12 protein-coding genes and 1 pseudogene are annotated in these 16,529 nt (G+C 65.6%); 10 read left to right on the top strand and 3 right to left on the bottom strand.

The window, feature by feature from the left end; all coding sequences use genetic code 11:
* Positions 1-190 precede the first annotated feature (190 nt).
* The 8 genes and pseudogenes from Q3C01_RS26525 (at position 191) to Q3C01_RS26490 (ending at position 10,117) form a co-directional block, all read left to right on the top strand.
* Complete coding sequence (locus Q3C01_RS26525; protein ID WP_458148282.1) at positions 191-556, top strand: endonuclease domain-containing protein; 366 nt, start codon at positions 191-193, stop codon at positions 554-556.
* A gap of 90 nt (positions 557-646) precedes the next feature.
* Positions 647-1,783 (top strand): DNA replication/repair protein RecF, encoded by a 1,137-nt coding sequence (recF, locus tag Q3C01_RS26520; RefSeq protein ID WP_458148240.1) that lies wholly within the window; start codon positions 647-649, stop codon positions 1,781-1,783.
* Positions 1,784-2,216: 433 nt separating this feature from the next.
* On the top strand, positions 2,217-4,652 hold the full coding sequence (gene gyrB, locus Q3C01_RS26515; RefSeq protein ID WP_458148239.1) for a DNA topoisomerase (ATP-hydrolyzing) subunit B: 2,436 nt from the start codon (positions 2,217-2,219) through the stop codon (positions 4,650-4,652).
* An 18-nt stretch (positions 4,653-4,670) separates the two neighbouring features.
* Complete coding sequence (gene murA / locus Q3C01_RS26510; RefSeq protein ID WP_458148238.1) at positions 4,671-5,966, top strand: UDP-N-acetylglucosamine 1-carboxyvinyltransferase; 1,296 nt, start codon at positions 4,671-4,673, stop codon at positions 5,964-5,966.
* A 233-nt stretch (positions 5,967-6,199) separates the two neighbouring features.
* The gene (locus Q3C01_RS26505) at positions 6,200-7,588 is read left to right on the top strand and encodes an MATE family efflux transporter (RefSeq protein ID WP_458148237.1); all 1,389 of its coding nucleotides are present in this window, start codon (positions 6,200-6,202) and stop codon (positions 7,586-7,588) included.
* A complete protein-coding gene (locus Q3C01_RS26500; protein ID WP_458148236.1) occupies positions 7,585-8,067 on the top strand; it encodes a DUF2867 domain-containing protein in 483 nt (160 codons plus the stop codon). Before Q3C01_RS26505 ends, Q3C01_RS26500 begins: the two co-directional genes overlap by 4 nt.
* A pseudogene (locus tag Q3C01_RS26495) lies at positions 8,067-8,711 on the top strand (DsbA family protein); the annotation flags it as partial. The gene Q3C01_RS26500 and the pseudogene Q3C01_RS26495, both read left to right, overlap by 1 nt.
* Positions 8,712-8,806: 95 nt before the next feature.
* Positions 8,807-10,117, top strand: coding sequence for an SMI1/KNR4 family protein (locus Q3C01_RS26490; protein ID WP_458148235.1), 1,311 nt, complete (start codon positions 8,807-8,809; stop codon positions 10,115-10,117).
* A gap of 6 nt (positions 10,118-10,123) precedes the next feature.
* Here Q3C01_RS26490 and Q3C01_RS26485 read toward each other — a convergent pair whose 3' ends face one another.
* Positions 10,124-11,239 (bottom strand): FUSC family protein, encoded by a 1,116-nt coding sequence (locus Q3C01_RS26485; protein ID WP_458148234.1) that lies wholly within the window; start codon positions 11,237-11,239, stop codon positions 10,124-10,126.
* A 117-nt stretch (positions 11,240-11,356) separates the two neighbouring features.
* On the opposite strand from Q3C01_RS26485, the gene Q3C01_RS26480 reads away from it, so the two are divergent.
* Entirely contained in the window at positions 11,357-12,727 is a 1,371-nt protein-coding gene (locus Q3C01_RS26480; protein ID WP_458148233.1) for an MmgE/PrpD family protein, read from the top strand.
* Positions 12,728-12,782: 55 nt separating this feature from the next.
* Here the strand turns inward: Q3C01_RS26480 and Q3C01_RS26475 are convergent, their stop codons facing one another.
* Both Q3C01_RS26475 and Q3C01_RS26470 read right to left on the bottom strand, forming a co-directional pair.
* Complete coding sequence (locus Q3C01_RS26475; RefSeq protein WP_458148232.1) at positions 12,783-14,210, bottom strand: serine hydrolase domain-containing protein; 1,428 nt, start codon at positions 14,208-14,210, stop codon at positions 12,783-12,785.
* Positions 14,211-14,355: 145 nt separating this feature from the next.
* Positions 14,356-15,417, bottom strand: coding sequence for a helix-turn-helix domain-containing protein (locus Q3C01_RS26470; protein ID WP_458148231.1), 1,062 nt, complete (start codon positions 15,415-15,417; stop codon positions 14,356-14,358).
* 192 nt (positions 15,418-15,609) lie between these two features.
* Here Q3C01_RS26470 and Q3C01_RS26465 point away from each other — a divergent pair, with 192 nt between their 5' ends.
* On the top strand, positions 15,610-16,527 hold the full coding sequence (locus Q3C01_RS26465; RefSeq protein WP_284261466.1) for a pirin family protein: 918 nt from the start codon (positions 15,610-15,612) through the stop codon (positions 16,525-16,527).
* Positions 16,528-16,529: the final 2 nt, after the last annotated feature.

Raw genomic sequence — 16,529 nt, 5'->3', positions numbered from 1 at the left:
TCTCCCCTTGCGGGAGAGGGCAGCTCCGACATCAGCGACAACCTCACGGGGGTGAGGGGTCCTCTCTCCGCACATTCGATGCGGAAGCAACCCCTCACCCGCCGTCGCTTCGCGACGGCACCCTCTCCCGCAAGGGGAGAGGGTGAAGCGCCGCCAACACTTCACGAACAGTGCGCGAGGCGAGGAAGCCGTGCCACAGGACCCGCACCATCGGCCGACCGCCAAACATCTCCGCCAATTTGCGAAGAATATGCGGCACGAACCGACCAATGCAGAAGCCGCAATGTGGCGCTTGCTCAGGGATCGACGGCTTTCTGCCTTCAAGTTTCGCCGACAAGTCCCGGTCGAGAATTACATTCTCGACTTCGTCTGTTTTGAGAAGCGGCTTGTGATCGAGATTGACGGCAGTCAGCACGCGGAATCGAAAGGCGACGCAACCCGTGAAGCAGCGCTCTCAGCCGAAGGATTTCAAACCGCCCGCTACTGGAACAACGATGTGTTGCAACAGCCTGCGGCCGTATTGGAGGACATCCTTGCAAAGCTCAGTGCGCGGTAAGATACCCCTCACCCGTCGCCTCACTTCGTGAGGCACCACCCTCTCCCACAAGGGGGAGAGGGTGAAGAGTCCGGTTTGCGCGAATAAAGCATGACCCCCTCCCGCATTCATCGCCTGACGCTGACGCAGTTTCGCAATTACCGGGCGGCGGGGCTCGAGACGGCGGCTGACATGGTGGCGCTGGTCGGACCCAATGGTGCGGGCAAGACCAATTGCATCGAGGCGATCTCGTTTCTGTCGCCGGGCCGGGGCTTGCGGAGGGCGACGCTGGAAGACGTCGCCGACAATCAGGGCGACGGCTCCTGGGCCGTATCGGCGCAGGTCGAGGGCGCGCTGGGCCTTGCCACGCTCGGCACCGGCATCGATGCGCCGCGCGCCGACAGCGCGGTGAGCCGGCGCTGCCGCATCGACCGCGAGCCGGTCAATTCGGCGAGCGCCTTCGGCGACCACATCCGCATGGTGTGGCTGACGCCGGCAATGGACGGCCTGTTCATGGGCGCGGCCTCCGAGCGGCGGCGCTTCTTCGACCGCCTGGTGCTCGCGATCGACAGCGAGCATTCGGGGCGCATTTCCGCGCTCGAGCGTTCGCTGCGCTCGCGCAACCGGCTGCTCGAAGTCCGCAATTATGACGACCATTGGTGCGACGCCATCGAGCGCGAGACCGCCGAGCTTGCGGTCGCGGTCGCAGCGACGCGTGGCCAGACCGCTGCAAAACTCACCGATATGCTCAATGCCCGCGCGCAGTCCTCCGCCTTCCCATCGGCGCAGATCGCGCTCGACGGTTGGATGGAAAACGCGCTGCTCACGGAGACTGCAACCGCGGTCGAGGACCGCTACCGCCAGATCCTGCGCGACAACCGTCCGCGCGACGCGATCGCCGGACGCACCACGGACGGACCGCATCTCACCGATCTGCAGGTCGTCTACGCGCCAAAGGGAATGCCGGCGCGCGATGCCTCGACCGGCGAGCAGAAGGCGCTGCTGATCGGGCTCGTGCTGGCGCATGCAACGCTGGTTGCCGAGATGACCGGCATCGTGCCGCTCTTGCTGCTCGACGAGGTCGTCGCGCATCTCGACCCCAATCGCCGCGCCGCCCTGTTTGCCGAGCTGCAAAAACTCGGCGCGCAGGTGTGGTTAACCGGCGCCGATCCCGCCGCCTTTGCCGAGATCGGCGGCTCCGGAGAGGTGTTCGACGTCGAGAACGGGGGCATCACGGCCCGCCGGTAGGGCGTCACCCTTGAACCTGACGGGTTGCCGCAGCGACTAGTTTCTCGAGGCCGCGCCGACAGCGGCTGAGCAGGCGGAGTTGACGTTCACATCCCCGGAGGGGCCGGCCACCCTCAAGCTTGGCCGCGCCAAGGGCGAGACCACGGTCAGCCTCGTGCAGCAGAGTACGCAGGCCGCGGCCAAGGCCGATATCCTGCCGATGCCCGGAAAAGCGCGGTCATTTTCGACGCGAAAAAGCGCCCTCGAATCGGGCTTTTTGCGTGCTTCAGAATCGGCCCTCGATCGCCTTGAAAGCTGGCTAAAAATCCCTATCTCGTCAAAGGGTTGCGGGAGGATACTTTGCGCTAGGCGCAATCCTCCTTTCATGGCACAAATACCTCCCAAATCAGCGCCTTTTGCGCCGCTGATTCGGACGTCACCTCGAAGGCCTCTCATGACAGAACCTGCTCGGCAGCCGCGTGCCGAAAACGAGCCCTCCAACGCGAGCGAATACGGCGCGGAATCGATCCGCGTGCTCAAGGGTCTCGATGCCGTCCGCAAGCGTCCGGGCATGTATATCGGCGACACCGACGACGGCTCGGGCCTGCATCACATGGTCTACGAGGTCGTCGACAACGCGATCGACGAAGCGCTGGCTGGCCACGCTACGCGCGTCGACGTGATCCTCAATGCCGACAATTCCGTCACGGTGCGTGACGACGGCCGCGGCATTCCCGTCGACATCCATAAGGGCGAAGGCATCTCGGCGGCCGAGGTCATCATGACCCAGCTCCACGCCGGCGGAAAATTCGACCAGAACTCCTACAAGGTCTCCGGCGGCCTGCACGGCGTCGGCGTCTCCGTCGTCAACGCGCTGTCCAGCAAGCTCGGGCTTCGCATCTGGCGCGACGACAAGGAGCACTACATCGAGTTCGCCCATGGCGATGCCGTCGCGCCGCTGAAGGTCGTTGGCGATGCGCCGGGCAGGCGCGGCACGGAAGTGACGTTCCTGGCCTCGACCGAAACCTTCAAGAACGTCGAATATGATTTCGCGACGCTCGAGCACCGTCTGCGCGAACTCGCCTTCCTCAATTCCGGCGTCAACATCATCCTCTCCGACATGCGCCATGCGGTCGAGAAGCGCGAGGAGATGCATTATTCCGGCGGCGTCGAGGAGTTCGTCAAATATCTCGATCGCAACAAGAAGGCGCTCGTTCCCGCGCCGATCATGGTGCGCTCGGAAGCCAACGGCATCGGCGTCGAGGCGGCGCTGTGGTGGAACGACAGCTACCACGAGAACGTGCTCTGCTTCACCAACAACATCCCGCAGCGTGACGGCGGCACCCATCTCGCCGGTTTCCGCGGCGCGCTGACGCGCCAGGTCAACGGCTATGCCGAGGCCAACGCGAAGAAGGAAAAGATCGCGCTCACCGGCGATGACTGCCGCGAAGGCCTCACGGCCGTGCTGTCGGTGAAGGTGCCCGATCCAAAATTCTCGTCGCAGACCAAGGACAAGCTGGTGTCCTCGGAAGTGCGTCCCGTGGTCGAGAACGTGCTCAATGAGGCGCTCCAGGCGTGGTTCGAGGAGCACCCCAGCGAAGCCAAAATGATCGTCGGCAAGGTGATCCAGGCGGCCGCTGCCCGCGAGGCCGCGCGAAAGGCGCGCGAGCTGACGCGCAAGAGCCCGCTCTCGGTCTCCTCGCTGCCCGGCAAGCTCGCCGACTGCCAGGAGAAGGATCCGGCGAAGTCGGAGCTGTTCATCGTCGAGGGCGACTCGGCCGGCGGCAGCGCCAAGCAGGGCCGCAACCGCGAGTTCCAGGCGGTGCTGCCGCTGCGCGGCAAGATCCTCAACGTGGAACGCGTGCGCCCCGACAAGATGCTGTCGTCCGAGCAGATCGGCACGCTGATCACCGCGCTCGGCACCGGCATCAGCGATGACTTCTCGGTCGAGAAGCTGCGCTATCACAAGATCATCGTGATGACGGACGCCGACGTCGACGGCGCCCATATCCGTACGCTGCTGCTGACCTTCTTCTACCGGCAGATGCGCGACATCATCGACGGCGGCTATCTCTACATCGCCCAGCCGCCGCTCTATAAGGTCAGCCGCGGCAAGTCCGAGCAGTATCTGAAGGACGAGCGGGCGCTGGAAGACTATCTGATCGATGCCGGGCTCGACGATTGCGTGTTCAGCTCCGGAAACGGCGGCGATCGCACCGGCCGTGACCTGCGTGCGCTGGTCGACGACGCCCGGGTCGTCCGCAGCATCCTGCGCAATCTGCACAGCCGCTATAACCGCAAGGTCGTCGAGCAGGCCGCGATCACCGGCGTGCTGAACAAGGCGATCTACGGCGATCCCGAGAAGGCTGCCGCGGCCGCGCAATACATCGCCGGGCGCCTCGACAGCCAGGCCGAGGAGGTCGAACGCGGCTGGGTCGGCCAGTTCGTCGAGGGCCAGGGTTTCCTGTTCGAGCGCACCGTGCGCGGCGTCAAGGAAGCCGCCATCATCGACGACGCGCTGCTCGGCTCAGTCGAAGCCCGCAAGCTCGACGAGTACACGACGAAGCTCCAGGACGTCTATGCCCGCTCCGGCAAGCTGCGGCGCAAGGACACCGAGCACATCGTCCACGGCCCCGTCGATCTGTTCGAGGCCGTCACTGAGGCCGGCCGCAAGGGCATCACGCTCCAGCGCTACAAAGGTCTGGGCGAGATGAACCCGGAGCAGCTCTGGGAAACCACGCTGGACACCGAAGTGCGCTCGCTGCTCCAGGTGAAGGTCAAGGAGGTCGACGAGGCCGACGATATCTTCACCAAGCTGATGGGCGACGTGGTCGAGCCGCGCCGCGACTTCATCCAGGAGCACTCGCTGAGTGCGACGATCGACATCTAGGCAACAGGGGCAGAGGCAGTGGCGCCCATTCAGTATATCGTCGAGGGCGGTCACCGGCTCTCGGGCTCGATCGAGCCATCCGGCAACAAGAACTCGGCGCTGCCGATCATCGCCGCTGCCCTGCTCACCGAACATCCGGTGACGCTTCAGAACGTGCCGCGCATTCGCGACACCGAGACGCTGGTCGAGCTGATCCGCTCGGTCGGCGCATCGGCCGAATGGCGCGAGCGCAACACCCTCGTCATTCACGCCAAGAGCATCCGCGCCGCCGATCTCGATCCTGAGCTCTGCGTCCGCATCCGCGCCTCGATCCTGCTCGCAGGTCCCCTGCTCGCCCGTTGCGGCGAGGTGATGCTGCCGCCGCCTGGCGGCGATGTCATCGGCCGGCGCAGGCTGGACACGCATGTGCTGGCGCTGGAGCAGTTGGGCGCCAAGGTCACTGCGACCGACCGGCTGGAATTCCGCGCTCCAAAACTGACCGGCGCCGACGTGTTCCTGGACGAGCCGAGCGTCACCGCGACCGAGAACGCACTCGTTGCGGCCGTGGCCGCCGACGGCGTCACCTATTTGCGCAACGCCGCCTCCGAGCCGCATGTGCAGGACCTCGCCAACTTCCTGGTCGCGCTCGGTGCGAAGATCGAGGGCATCGGCACCAACACGATGGTCGTGCATGGGCAGGCGACGCTGGGCTCGGCGACGTATGCGATCCAGCCCGACCATATCGAGGTCGGCTCGCTGATCGGGCTTGCAGCGGTGACGCGCTCGCCTTTGCGCATCGTCCGTGCGGGCGTCGAGCATTTGCGCTCGATCCGCATGGGCTTCGAGCGGCTCGGCATCGTCTGCCGCGTCGAGGGCGACGATCTGATCGTGCCGTCCAACCAGACCCTGAAGATCCAGGACGATTTCGGCGGCCACGTGCCGAAGCTGGAGGACCAGCCCTGGCCGGCCTTCCCGGCCGATTTGATGTCGATCGCAATCGTCACCGCCACGCAATGCGAAGGCGTGATCCTGATGTTCGAGAAGATGTTCGAGTCCCGGATGTTCTTCGTCGACAAGCTGATCGCGATGGGTGCGCGCATCGTGCTGTGCGACCCGCACCGCGCGATCATCGCGGGGCCCAGCCGCCTGCGTGGCGCCTCGATGATCTCGCCCGACATCCGCGCCGGCATGGCCATGCTGCTCGCTGCCGTCTGCGCCGAGGGAACCTCGACGATCAATAATGCCGACCAGATCGAGCGCGGCTACGAGCGCATCGACGAGCGGCTGAACGCGCTCGGCGCCAAGATCAAGCGTGTGCCGGAGCGGAAGGGCTGATCTTCGCCTCTCCCCGCCTGCGGGGAGAGGCCGGATTGCATCGCAGATGCAATCTGGGTGAGGGGGAGCCTCCGCGAGTCCAACTGCCACCATTTTCGCGGAAGCAGCCCCTCACCCCAACCCTCTCCCCGTAAGAACGGGGAGAGGGAGAAGAGGCAGGTCCCGGCTCGCGCTTCGCGCATCCGGAACAAGAGAGCCATGTTTTCGACGCGCCGCGATGCTAAGCCTCGCCCATGCTCGAAACCGTCCGACGTCAATCGCAGCAACTCGCCGCGCCCAACCACCTCGCCGACGAATTCGGCGAGACGTTGCGGCTGGCCGTGCCGATGATGCTGACGCAGCTCGGGCAGATCGCGATGATGACGACCGACCTCGTGTTGATCGGCCGGCTCGGCGAGGACGCTGTGGCGGCCGCCGCGCTGGCGCACACCGTCTACTTCATCAGCTTCACCTTTGGCCTCGGCCTCGTCGCCGCGGTGGCGCCGCTGGCGGCGCAAGCCTTTGGCGCCGGAGACGTCAGGCGCATACGGCGCTCCCTGCGCGTCGGGCTGTGGGTCGCGCTGTTGATCTCGCTGCCGATGATGGCCTCGCCGCTCTACGGCGAAGAGATCCTGCTGGCGCTCGGACAGACGCCGCATTCGGCCGCGCTTGCGCAGCGCTATCTGTTCGGGCTTGCCTGGGGCATTGCGCCGGCGCTCGGCTTCATTGCACTGCGCGGGTTCATGGGCGCGGTGAACCGGCCGCAGCCGCCGCTGTGGATCACCTTTGCCGCGATCCCCGCCAATGCAGTGCTGGTCTATCTGTTGATCCACGGCCTGTTCGGCCTGCCGCAGCTCGGCCTGCTCGGCGCGGGGCTCGCGACGACGCTGATCAACTTCGGCACCTTCTTCGCTGCGCTGGCCATCGCCGCGTTCCGAAAGCCGTTTTCGGACTATCATCCGCTCGTGCACCTCTGGCGTGGCGACTGGCCCTTGACGCGCGAGCTGCTCATGATCGGCGCGCCGATCTCGTTTGCGCTGCTGATGGAATACGGCATGTTCTCCTCGGCCGCGCTTCTGATGGGACTGATCAACACCACCGCGCTTGCCGCCCACCAGGTCGCGCTCCAGGTCACCGCCGTCCTGTTCATGATCCCGCTCGGCATCGGCATGGCGGCGACGGTTCGGGTCGGACACGCGTTCGGCCGCAACGAGCCGGCCGCGGTGAAGCGCGCTGGCCTGGTCGCAACGCTGCTCGGAATCGCACTCGTCGCGGCGCTAACGCTTGCCATCGTGATCGGGCGATATGCGCTGGCGCGCCTGTTCTTCGGCGGTGGCGAGACGAGCTCGGAGACGATCGAGCTGACCGCGACACTGCTCCTGGTCGGTTCGACCTTCTTCATCGCCGACGGTCTCCAGACCATCATCGGCGGGGCGCTGCGCGGCCTCAATGACACCAGGATGACGCTGGTGTTCGCCATCATCGGCTATTGGTGCGTCGGCTTCCCGAGCGCATGGCTGCTCGCCTTCAACGCGCAGCTCGGCGCAGTCGGTGTCTGGATCGGGTTGTCGCTCGGGACGTTCGTCTATGCCACCCTTCTGATCTTGCGCTTCCAGCGGCTGGCGCGCAGATTGGGGGCATGACGTCCGTCCGCGAAGTCACCCCCGAGGTTGACGCCGACGCACTGCTCGCCGGCGCACAATTCATCGACGCCCATCGCGTCGCGATCGGCGGGAAGGCGCTCACCGCCCGCGAGGCCTGCGTCCGGATGGTGCTGCACGGGCCGCGCTGGATCGACGCGCTCTTGCGCCTGCGCAATATCCTGGTGATGCCCTTCGGGCTGAAGACGTCGGGCGAGGGCGCACCGGCGCCGGGCGGCCTGATCGGCCTGTTTCCGGTGGTCAGCGAAACGCCGGAGCGCCTCGTCGCCGGCTTCGACGACTATCATCTCGACTTCCGCCTCGTGGTCGATGTCGCCGGCGACGCGACGCAGAAGCAGGTGACCTCGACCACGCTGGTGCGGACGCATAATCTGCTCGGCCGCACTTATCTCACGCTGATCAAGCCCTTCCACAAGCTGGTGGTGCGCGGCATGATGGGGCGGATCGTGGAGGCAGTCTGATGACCCTCTCAGTCGACCTGTTCTTCTCCTTCCGCAGCCCCTACAGCTATCTCGCGCTGCCGAGGACGCTGAAGCTCGTCGAGGAGTATGATCTCGCGGTGAATTTGCGGCCGGTCTATCCGCTGGCGGTCCGCGTGCCCGGCTTCTTCAAGAGAACCAACCGGCAGTTCATCCCCTATATCATTCTCGACAGCAGCCGCGTGGCGCAGCACGAGAACATTCCTTTCCGCTTTCCCCATCCCGATCCGGTCGTGCAGGACAGGACGACGCTGGAGGTCGCGGCAGAGCAACCCTACATCCACCGCCTGACCCGGCTCGGCGCCATGGCCCAGCTCGAAGGCCGCGCGCTCGCATTCGCCTCCGAGATCGCGCGGGTTCTATGGGACGGTTCGGTGGCGGGATGGAACGAGGGCGATCACCTCGCACGCGCTGCCGAGAAGGCGGGCTTCGATCTGGCCGCGATGGATGCGGCCATCAGCGCCGATCCAAACCGCTACGAGCAGGTGATCGCCGACAACGAAAAGGATCACGCTGCCTCCGGCCATTGGGGCGTGCCGACCTTCGTGTTCGAGAAGGAGCCGTTCTTCGGCCAGGACCGCATCGATCTCCTGGTCTGGCGCATGCAAAGCAAGGGCCTGGCGCGACCCCGCGGCCATGAACCAGTTTCTCCGCGCAAGCGACTGAGACCTGACGGCCGGCAGCTGTGCCGACCGACGTCTTGCTCGCGTTCGGAGATCGCATGTATCTGGCCAAATTCTTCCATCGTCCGCCCGGTGATAACGATCGCGAGCTGCTGCTGATCCTGGGCGGCGATCCCATGATCATCGGTACCTACATGCGCGAGGGACAGGACGGATCGGACGAGTTTCTGCGCGAGACCTATTCGGATGTCACCGTGGCGATCTCTGCGTTCCGGCGCGAAGCGGCCGGGCTCATCGACGCCGGTTATTTCGAGACCAGCCACACCAAATATACACTGCGCGACCTCTTGCCCGATCCGCAGGCCAAGCCGGATTGGCAGAAGGGCCTGGACGAGCTGATGATGGCCGCGCTCAGCGCGCCGCTTATCGAGCAGGCAAAGCATCTCCGGGCGCTGAGGGGCACGTCGGCCGAGCACGAGCCGCTGTATCTGTGGCTTGCCGCTCATCACGGCCTCGCGGCCGATGCGGACGCGCAACCGACGCTCCGTTTTGCCGAACGGGCGCGCGATACGCTGACTGCGCGGCGTGCCGCAAAGCAGCCGCACTACGCCTGGTCGATTTACGAGAGCGATCTGGAGGGGCGTATTCTTGAGTCGCTCAGCGACGCCTATGTGCGCGCGGGCAATCCATCCGCAGCGCTCGCGGCGATCGAGCGAGCCTGCAGGGTCGCCGCAAACCACGAGCGCATCCTGCAGCGCGCGAACGTGATCTGCGCTTGCTTTCCCGGGCGGCGGGAGGAAGCCTTCGACGACGCCTATCAATGGTCGCGGTTCGGCGGCTACGAAGACATCATGTCGTTCCCCGACTATGCCGACTACGAAGCGCGACGCAAGGCGGGAACGTCGGCCAAGGGCTGGCGCTGGAAGCCCGGCACGCCGGCAAGCGACGCGGAGATCGGGAGAACGGAGCAGGAGCTCGGGGTGCAGCTGCCCGACGACTATCGCAACTTCCTGCTAACCCGTGGCGAGACTGAGCTGCTGGTCCGGTTGCCCGAATCGTCGTCCGAGCTGCGCTTCCATGCGCCTGACGAACTAACCACGCAGCAGCGCAATGTCCTGAATTTCATCGCCCATTCCGAAGACGAGCTCGAAGACGCCTGCGATTATTTCCGCAAGGAGTACGGCGTATCGCTAACGCGCCTGATACCGGTCGCAGAACCGTCGCAGCTCAGCCGCTGCCTCCTGCTCCATGTCGAGCCCGGCGAGCGTTATGGCTGGTGCTTTCAGTGGGACCATGACGGCGCATGGGAACTGGAGCAGCCGCAGCCGGGCTTCGATGTCGCGTTGAAGGCGCTGACTGAGGGTATCGAGCGGCGCGACGCGGCGCAGCTCGCGTTCTTCGATCTCTAGCGCAATTTATTCCGCAACCCGCACCGGCTTGTCCGCCGCCGCTTCCGACCACTCGCCGATGACGCGATCGAGGTCGCAGAGATTCTGGTGCATCTGCTCCAGCGAGAAGCCGAGCGCGAAGAAGCGCTCCGCGGTGTCGCCGGGCTGGCCGCGGATCAGGCCGTCGCGGCGGACGGCAGCGACCGCATCGGCATAGTTTTGGAGCGCGACGTGCACGGGATGGATTGGCGGCGCGCCGGCGCCGCTCCGCAGCGCCGCGGCTGCCGAGCGCAGGAATTGCGCGATGACCATGCCGACCTCCGAGAGCGGCGCGGCGAGCCGGGTCTGCACGTCGGCCGGCAGCGGCACCACGGTGGCGCGGCCGATCATCACGACGTCGTGGCGCAGCCGCAGGACGGTTCGCAGCAGCGGACCGGTGTCGGGCCCGCTCGACAGGCGCGCCGAGCGCTCGCGCTCGGCCTCGGCGCCGGTGGCGTTGAGCCCTACCATCGCGGTGCCGATGCCGTCCTGGATCCGATGCAGCGCGTCGTTGTCGCGGCCCCGCGTCAGGCCAGCCAGCAGTTCGGTGAAGGCGTCGGCGATCAACTCGAGCAGGCGCGCGGCGCCGGCACGAATCTGCCGGATCGCACGCGATGGCAGCACCAGGAAGGAGACGAGCAGCCCAGTGATCGCGCCGACCGCGACCTCGCTGACGCGATCGATCGCCGAAGTCATGGGATCTGAATGATGCATGGTGGGAACCAGGAGCACGATCACGGCGGTCACGGTCGCCGCGCTGAGACTCGGGTTGATCGCGGCGATGAAGGCGAGCGGGGCGACGGACAGGACCAGAAGCCCCAACAGCCCGGCTTCGCTGGAATAGGGGATCAGGATTGCAATGGCGCCACCATAGATGGCGCCGCCGATCGTCCCGAGCATGTAGTCGCGCGTCGCCTTCAACGAGCGCCCGACGCTCATCTGGGTCACGATCAGCGAGGTCAGGACCGCCCAGAGCGGCAGCAGCAGGTGCAGCGCGGTCGCGATCACATAGGCTGCGGTTGCCGCGACCGTGACCCGGATCGCCAGCCCCAGTTGCGTCCTTCGCGACCGGACCTGATCGTATAGCTGCCGTGCGAATGCCATCGTCGAATATCCCGATCCACCTAACCGGCCAAAAGCATAGCTGATACCCGCAGCCGAGGGGCGACTTGAAAGGGGAAATCCGCCCGCCTACCCTGCCGGCCAAAACGAGGAAACACGATGGCCCAGGAAACCGCAACGCTCGCCGCCTATGTCGCCAATCTGAAGTACGGGGATATTCCGGCGGAGGTGCTCGAGCGCGCAAAAGTGCTGACGCTCGATTTCCTCGGCAGCGCGATTCGCGCGCGCCGCGAGGCGGAATCGACGCCGTCGCTGCTGAAGATGCTGGAGGCGCTCGCGCTCGACGGCAAGGGCGAATCCACCGTGTTCGGCGATGTCAAGACCTGGACGCCGGCGGTCGCCGCGCTCCTCAACGGCGCCCTCGGCCACTCCCTCGATTTCGACGACACACATGCGGATTCCTCGCTGCATCCGAGCGCGCCGGTGGTGCCGGCCGCATTCGCGGTCGGCGAGATGGTCGGCGCCTCCGGTCGCGACGTGCTGACCGCGATCGTCGCCGGCTACGAGGTCTGCTGCCGGCTCGGCAACGCGCTTGATCCGACCTCGCATTATGCCCGCGGCTTCCATCCGACCGCGACCGCAGGCACCTATGGCGCGGCTGCCGCCGCCGCAAAGTTGTTCGGCCTGTCCGAGACGCAGATCATCTCGGCCTTCGGCGTCTCCGGCAGCCAGGCCGCAGGCTCGCTGCAATTTCTGGTCAACGGCGCCTGGAACAAGCGCTACCAGGTCGGCGCCGCCGCCATGAACGGCGTGATCGCAGCGACGCTGGCGCGCAACGATTTCATCGGCTCGACGGAATCGGTCGAGGGCAAGCACGGCCTCCTGGTCGGCTACACCGATGACGCGTATCCGGACAAAGCAATCGCCGAGCTCGGCAAGAGCTATGAGACCATGAAGATCGGCGTCAAACCGTATCCGAGCTGCCGCTACACACACGCCGCGATCGACGCGCTGATCGCGATGCGACGCGAGCACAATCTGACGCCCGGGCAAGTCAAGCGGGTCGAGATTGGGCTGCATCGTAACGGCATCACGCTGACCGGCGATGCCACCACCAAGCGGCACCCGCGCTCGATCGTCGGCGGCCAGTTCTCGATGTTCTTCACCGGCGCGCTCGCGCTCGACCAGGGCAGCTTTGGCTGGGACGATTATGGCAGGCTCGGCGATGCCACGATCGATGCGCTCGCGGACAAGTTCGACGTCGTGCAGGATGCTCGCCTGGAGGGGCGCGTCCATCCCTTCGGCGCGCGCGTCAGCATCACCACCGACGATGGCGTGCACGAGCGGCTCTACGCCGATCCCTCCGGCGAGCCCAACTCGTTCCCGGATGCGCAGGCGATGCAGCAGAAATTCCTGACACTGGCACGACCGGTGCTGAAAGCACGCGCGGAGCAATTTGCGGATGCGATCCTGTCGCTGGAGCGGTTTGATCGCGTGGCGAAAGCGACGCAGTTGGGGAGGCAGAACTAGCAGTGGCGCCTCGCTCACCCTCCCCTGGAGGGGGAGAGTAAGAAGCAACGAGCACTCAATTCCCGCCCGCCATCTTGCTCCTGTCATGCGTCGCGGCGACCACGTCGCGGACGAGGTCGAACACGCCATCCACCTCCGGCGGCCAGTTCGGCGAGCGACCGAGGCGCACGATCACCAGACGCTCGGACGGGATCACGATCGCATATTGCCCGATCGTCCCCTTGGCGAAGAAGGTATCGCGCGGCCAGCCGTGTTCGACGCGAAATTTCGCGCCAAAGCTGTCGCCCTGGTTGGTCCAGAAGCCGGCGCCGATGCCGACCCAGGCGTTCGGCGTGGCTGACGCCGAGTAGTTCACCCAACCCTCCGGCAGGATGCGCTTGCCGCCGGCGACGCCGTCGTTGAGATAAAGCTGGCCGAAGCGCGCCCAGTCGCGTGCGGAGGCCAGCATTTCGCCGGAGCCCTCGATCGTGCCGGCACCGTCGAGCTGAAGCGTGACGTTGACCATGCCGAGTGGCGCGAACAATTCGCGGCGCGCGAAGCGGAGCGCATCGGCGGGCTTCCCGCCGGCGGCGTCGCGCAGCAGATGCGCGAGGATGAGGAAGTTGCCGTCGTGATAATTCCACGCCGTGCCCGGCGCGGTTGCAAGCGGCGCACGCTCGGCAAAGCTGGCCATATCGTCCTCGGCATATTTCATGGCGTTGACCGGTTCGAGCGCGGAGCCGAGCGAGGCCTGCAACGAGCTTCCGAGCGCAATGCCTGCGGTGTGACGCAGCAACTGGTCGACAGTGATGGCATGGCGCGGATCATCCAGATTTTGCCAGGCGACGATGGGCGCGGGCCCGTCGAGCTTGAGCTTGCCTTGGCGCACGAGAATGCCCGTCAATGCAGACATCACCGACTTCGTCATGGAGAAGCCGAGCAGCTGCGTCTCCGGTCCGATGCCGTCGGCATAGCGCTCGGCGATGATGCGGCCGGCCTTCATGACGACGATCGCGCGGGTGCGGCGATAAGGCGGCTGCGCGGGCTCGGCGAAGGCGCGATCGAGCGCAGCTGCCAGGCCCTCGCTTTGTGGAGGCACGAGCCCGGGGCCGGCGATCTCGGGGAGTAACGTAGGCTGCTTATCGCCAGGCGGCAACGCGACGTCGACGATCCCCTGGCCGTGCTCGAGCGTGCAACCAAGTCCCTCGCGATAGACGGCATGGCTGCGGCCAATCCCGAACAGGGACACCGTGACATCCTTGCGCGTGCGATCGACCCGAAAATCCATGGCCCAGGTGAGCAGACCCGCGCCCGGCATCGCGTCGGTGGTCTCGGCGAGGTCGTGCATGGGATCGAGGCCGGAGACGAAGATCTCCGAACAGAGCGTGTGGGCGATGAAGCCGGTAGCAACCTTGGGCACGTCGCGGGCCCGCGCCGCGCCGAGCGCGAGGCCGGCACAGGCGATGGCGGTGGTCAGGAGGACGATCTTACGGCGACGGGTCACGGGCTTTCTCCGGCTGCGGGGCGTGTGGCGGAAAAGGAGCCTGATATGAGCGGTGGGCGCTCGCCGGATTTGAAAAACGACCTCGTCGAAAGTGATTGATGCTAGTCGATTTCGAAATTCTTACGTGATTTCAAAGATCTAAAATCTAGACTGCATCGACCTTGAGCCGCCGGTACTCCGTCGGCGTCACCCCCGTCACTGCCTTGAAGGCGCGATTGAACGGGCCGAGCGACTGGAAGCCGGCGTCCATCGCGATGGTGATGACGGGGACCTCGGCCTGGGCGGGATCGGCCAGCGCGGCCTTGGCTTCCTCGATACGGTGGTTGTTCAGAAACACATTGAAGTTGCGATAGCCGAGCCGCTGGTTGATCAAACGGCGCAGCCGGTATTCGGGAATTTTCAGCCGACCCGCCAGCACGCCGATGGTGATGTTCTCCTGGCGGTAGATCCGCTCGTCCGCCATCAGCCGCATCAGGGCGTCGATGAGTTTTTGGTCGGCGGCGTCTTCGGCCGCTTGCGGGCTGAACACGATCGCCGGTGCGGCCTCCGCGGCGGCCGGAAACAGATCGGCGCCATCCACGCGCATCATGGCATAGACGATCGCCGCGATGGTGCAGGCGAGCGCGCCGGCATTGATGGTTTCGACGACATCGCCGACGTGGTGCCCGGCGGCGGCGATCTGGAGCACTGCGTTCAGCCCGCCATAGAGCGCGGTTGCGCAGACGATGAAGACGCGAACGCTGCGGCGGCGCTCGACCAGGTCGGCCGGCCAGGAGGCGATCGTCTGCCCGACCGCAAGCGCGATGAAGGCGAGCACGATCAGATTGACCAGCCTCACCGAGAACCGCACATGACCGCTGGGTGCAATCCAGACGCAGCCTGCGAAGCTGAAGGCCGTCACCAGCGCCCAGACCCATCCGTGCCACCAGCGGAGGCGAAACTCGTCGTCGAACAGGGAGCGTGTGAACAGCCAGAACACCACGATGGTGCCGGTCGACAACGCGATCAGCGGTGCATGCCAGAGCGGGATCCGCGACGTGACATCCACCGAATAGCTCACCGCATGCGCGACCGAGCCCAGCGCGAAGGCCGCGCCGAGCCGCGCCGCCAGCACATTGCGGAAATCCGAGACCAGCAACGCCGCCAGCACCAGCAGCAGCGCCACGCTGGCAGCGCGAAAGGCAAGTTCGGTTGCGGCAAGTGTCATCGAATGGTGCGGTCGCGCGTGAAGGAAATCAGCCGAACATCCTCCGTCAGGCCGGTTTTTTCAAGGACGACCTGATCGACAGGGTTAGCGATGCCTCTTCACGCGTATGCGATGATCGGTCCGGGCTTTGTCGCGACGATCCCGTGAATTTCTGCTACGATCGGGCTCAAGAAACTCAAGAAGGAGCCCGTCATGAGCTGGATGCCCGACAACGATCCCGTGCTCGGCGATCCCAAAACATGCGACGCGCTAGATCTCGTCATCGTACCGCGCACGCGCGATCTCGGCGATGGGTTTGAGGTCCGCCGCGCGCTGCCGCATGGCAAGCGGCAGATGGTCGGGCCTTTCATCTTCTTCGATCATTTCGGCCCGGTGCAGTTCGTCTCCGGGAAGGGCATGGACGTGCGGCCGCATCCGCATATCGGCCTTGCCACCGTCACCTATCTGTTCGACGGCGCGATCATGCACCGCGACAGCGAGGGCAACATCCAGGAGATCCAGCCTGGCGCGATGAACCTGATGACCGCAGGCCGCGGCATTGCGCATTCCGAGCGCACGCCGGATACGCAGCGCGCCTCGGGCCAGAAGATGCTGGGCTTGCAGAGCTGGATCGCGCTGCCGGCGGCATCGGAAGAGATCGCCCCATCGTTCCAGCATTACGCCGCCGGCGATCTGCCGATGATCTCCGAACGCGATTTCACAGCACGGGTGATCGCCGGCTCCGCGTTCGGCATCACGTCTCCCGTATCGATGGTCTCGCCCTGGTTCTATACCGAGGTCACGGCGGCGGAAGGCGCGCGCGTGCCGCTCGATCCCGATCACGAGGAGCGCGCGATCTATGTCGTCGACGGCGAGGTCGAGATCGCCAATGAGCGGTACGAGGGACCGCGGCTGCTGATCTTCCGCCCCGGCGACCGCATCACCGTAAAGGCCGTGAGGCCGACGCGGATGATGTTTCTCGGCGGCGATGCGCTGGAGGGCCCGCGCCACATCTGGTGGAATTTCGTCTCCTCCAGCAAGGAGCGGATCGAGCAGGCCAAGCAGGACTGGAAAACCGGCCGCTTTGCGGCGGTTCCGCAGGAACACGAGTTCATTCCGCTGCCGGAATAGGC

The organism is Bradyrhizobium sp. UFLA05-109, from assembly GCF_054185165.1.
This window is presented reverse-complemented; position numbering and strand designations above follow the sequence as displayed.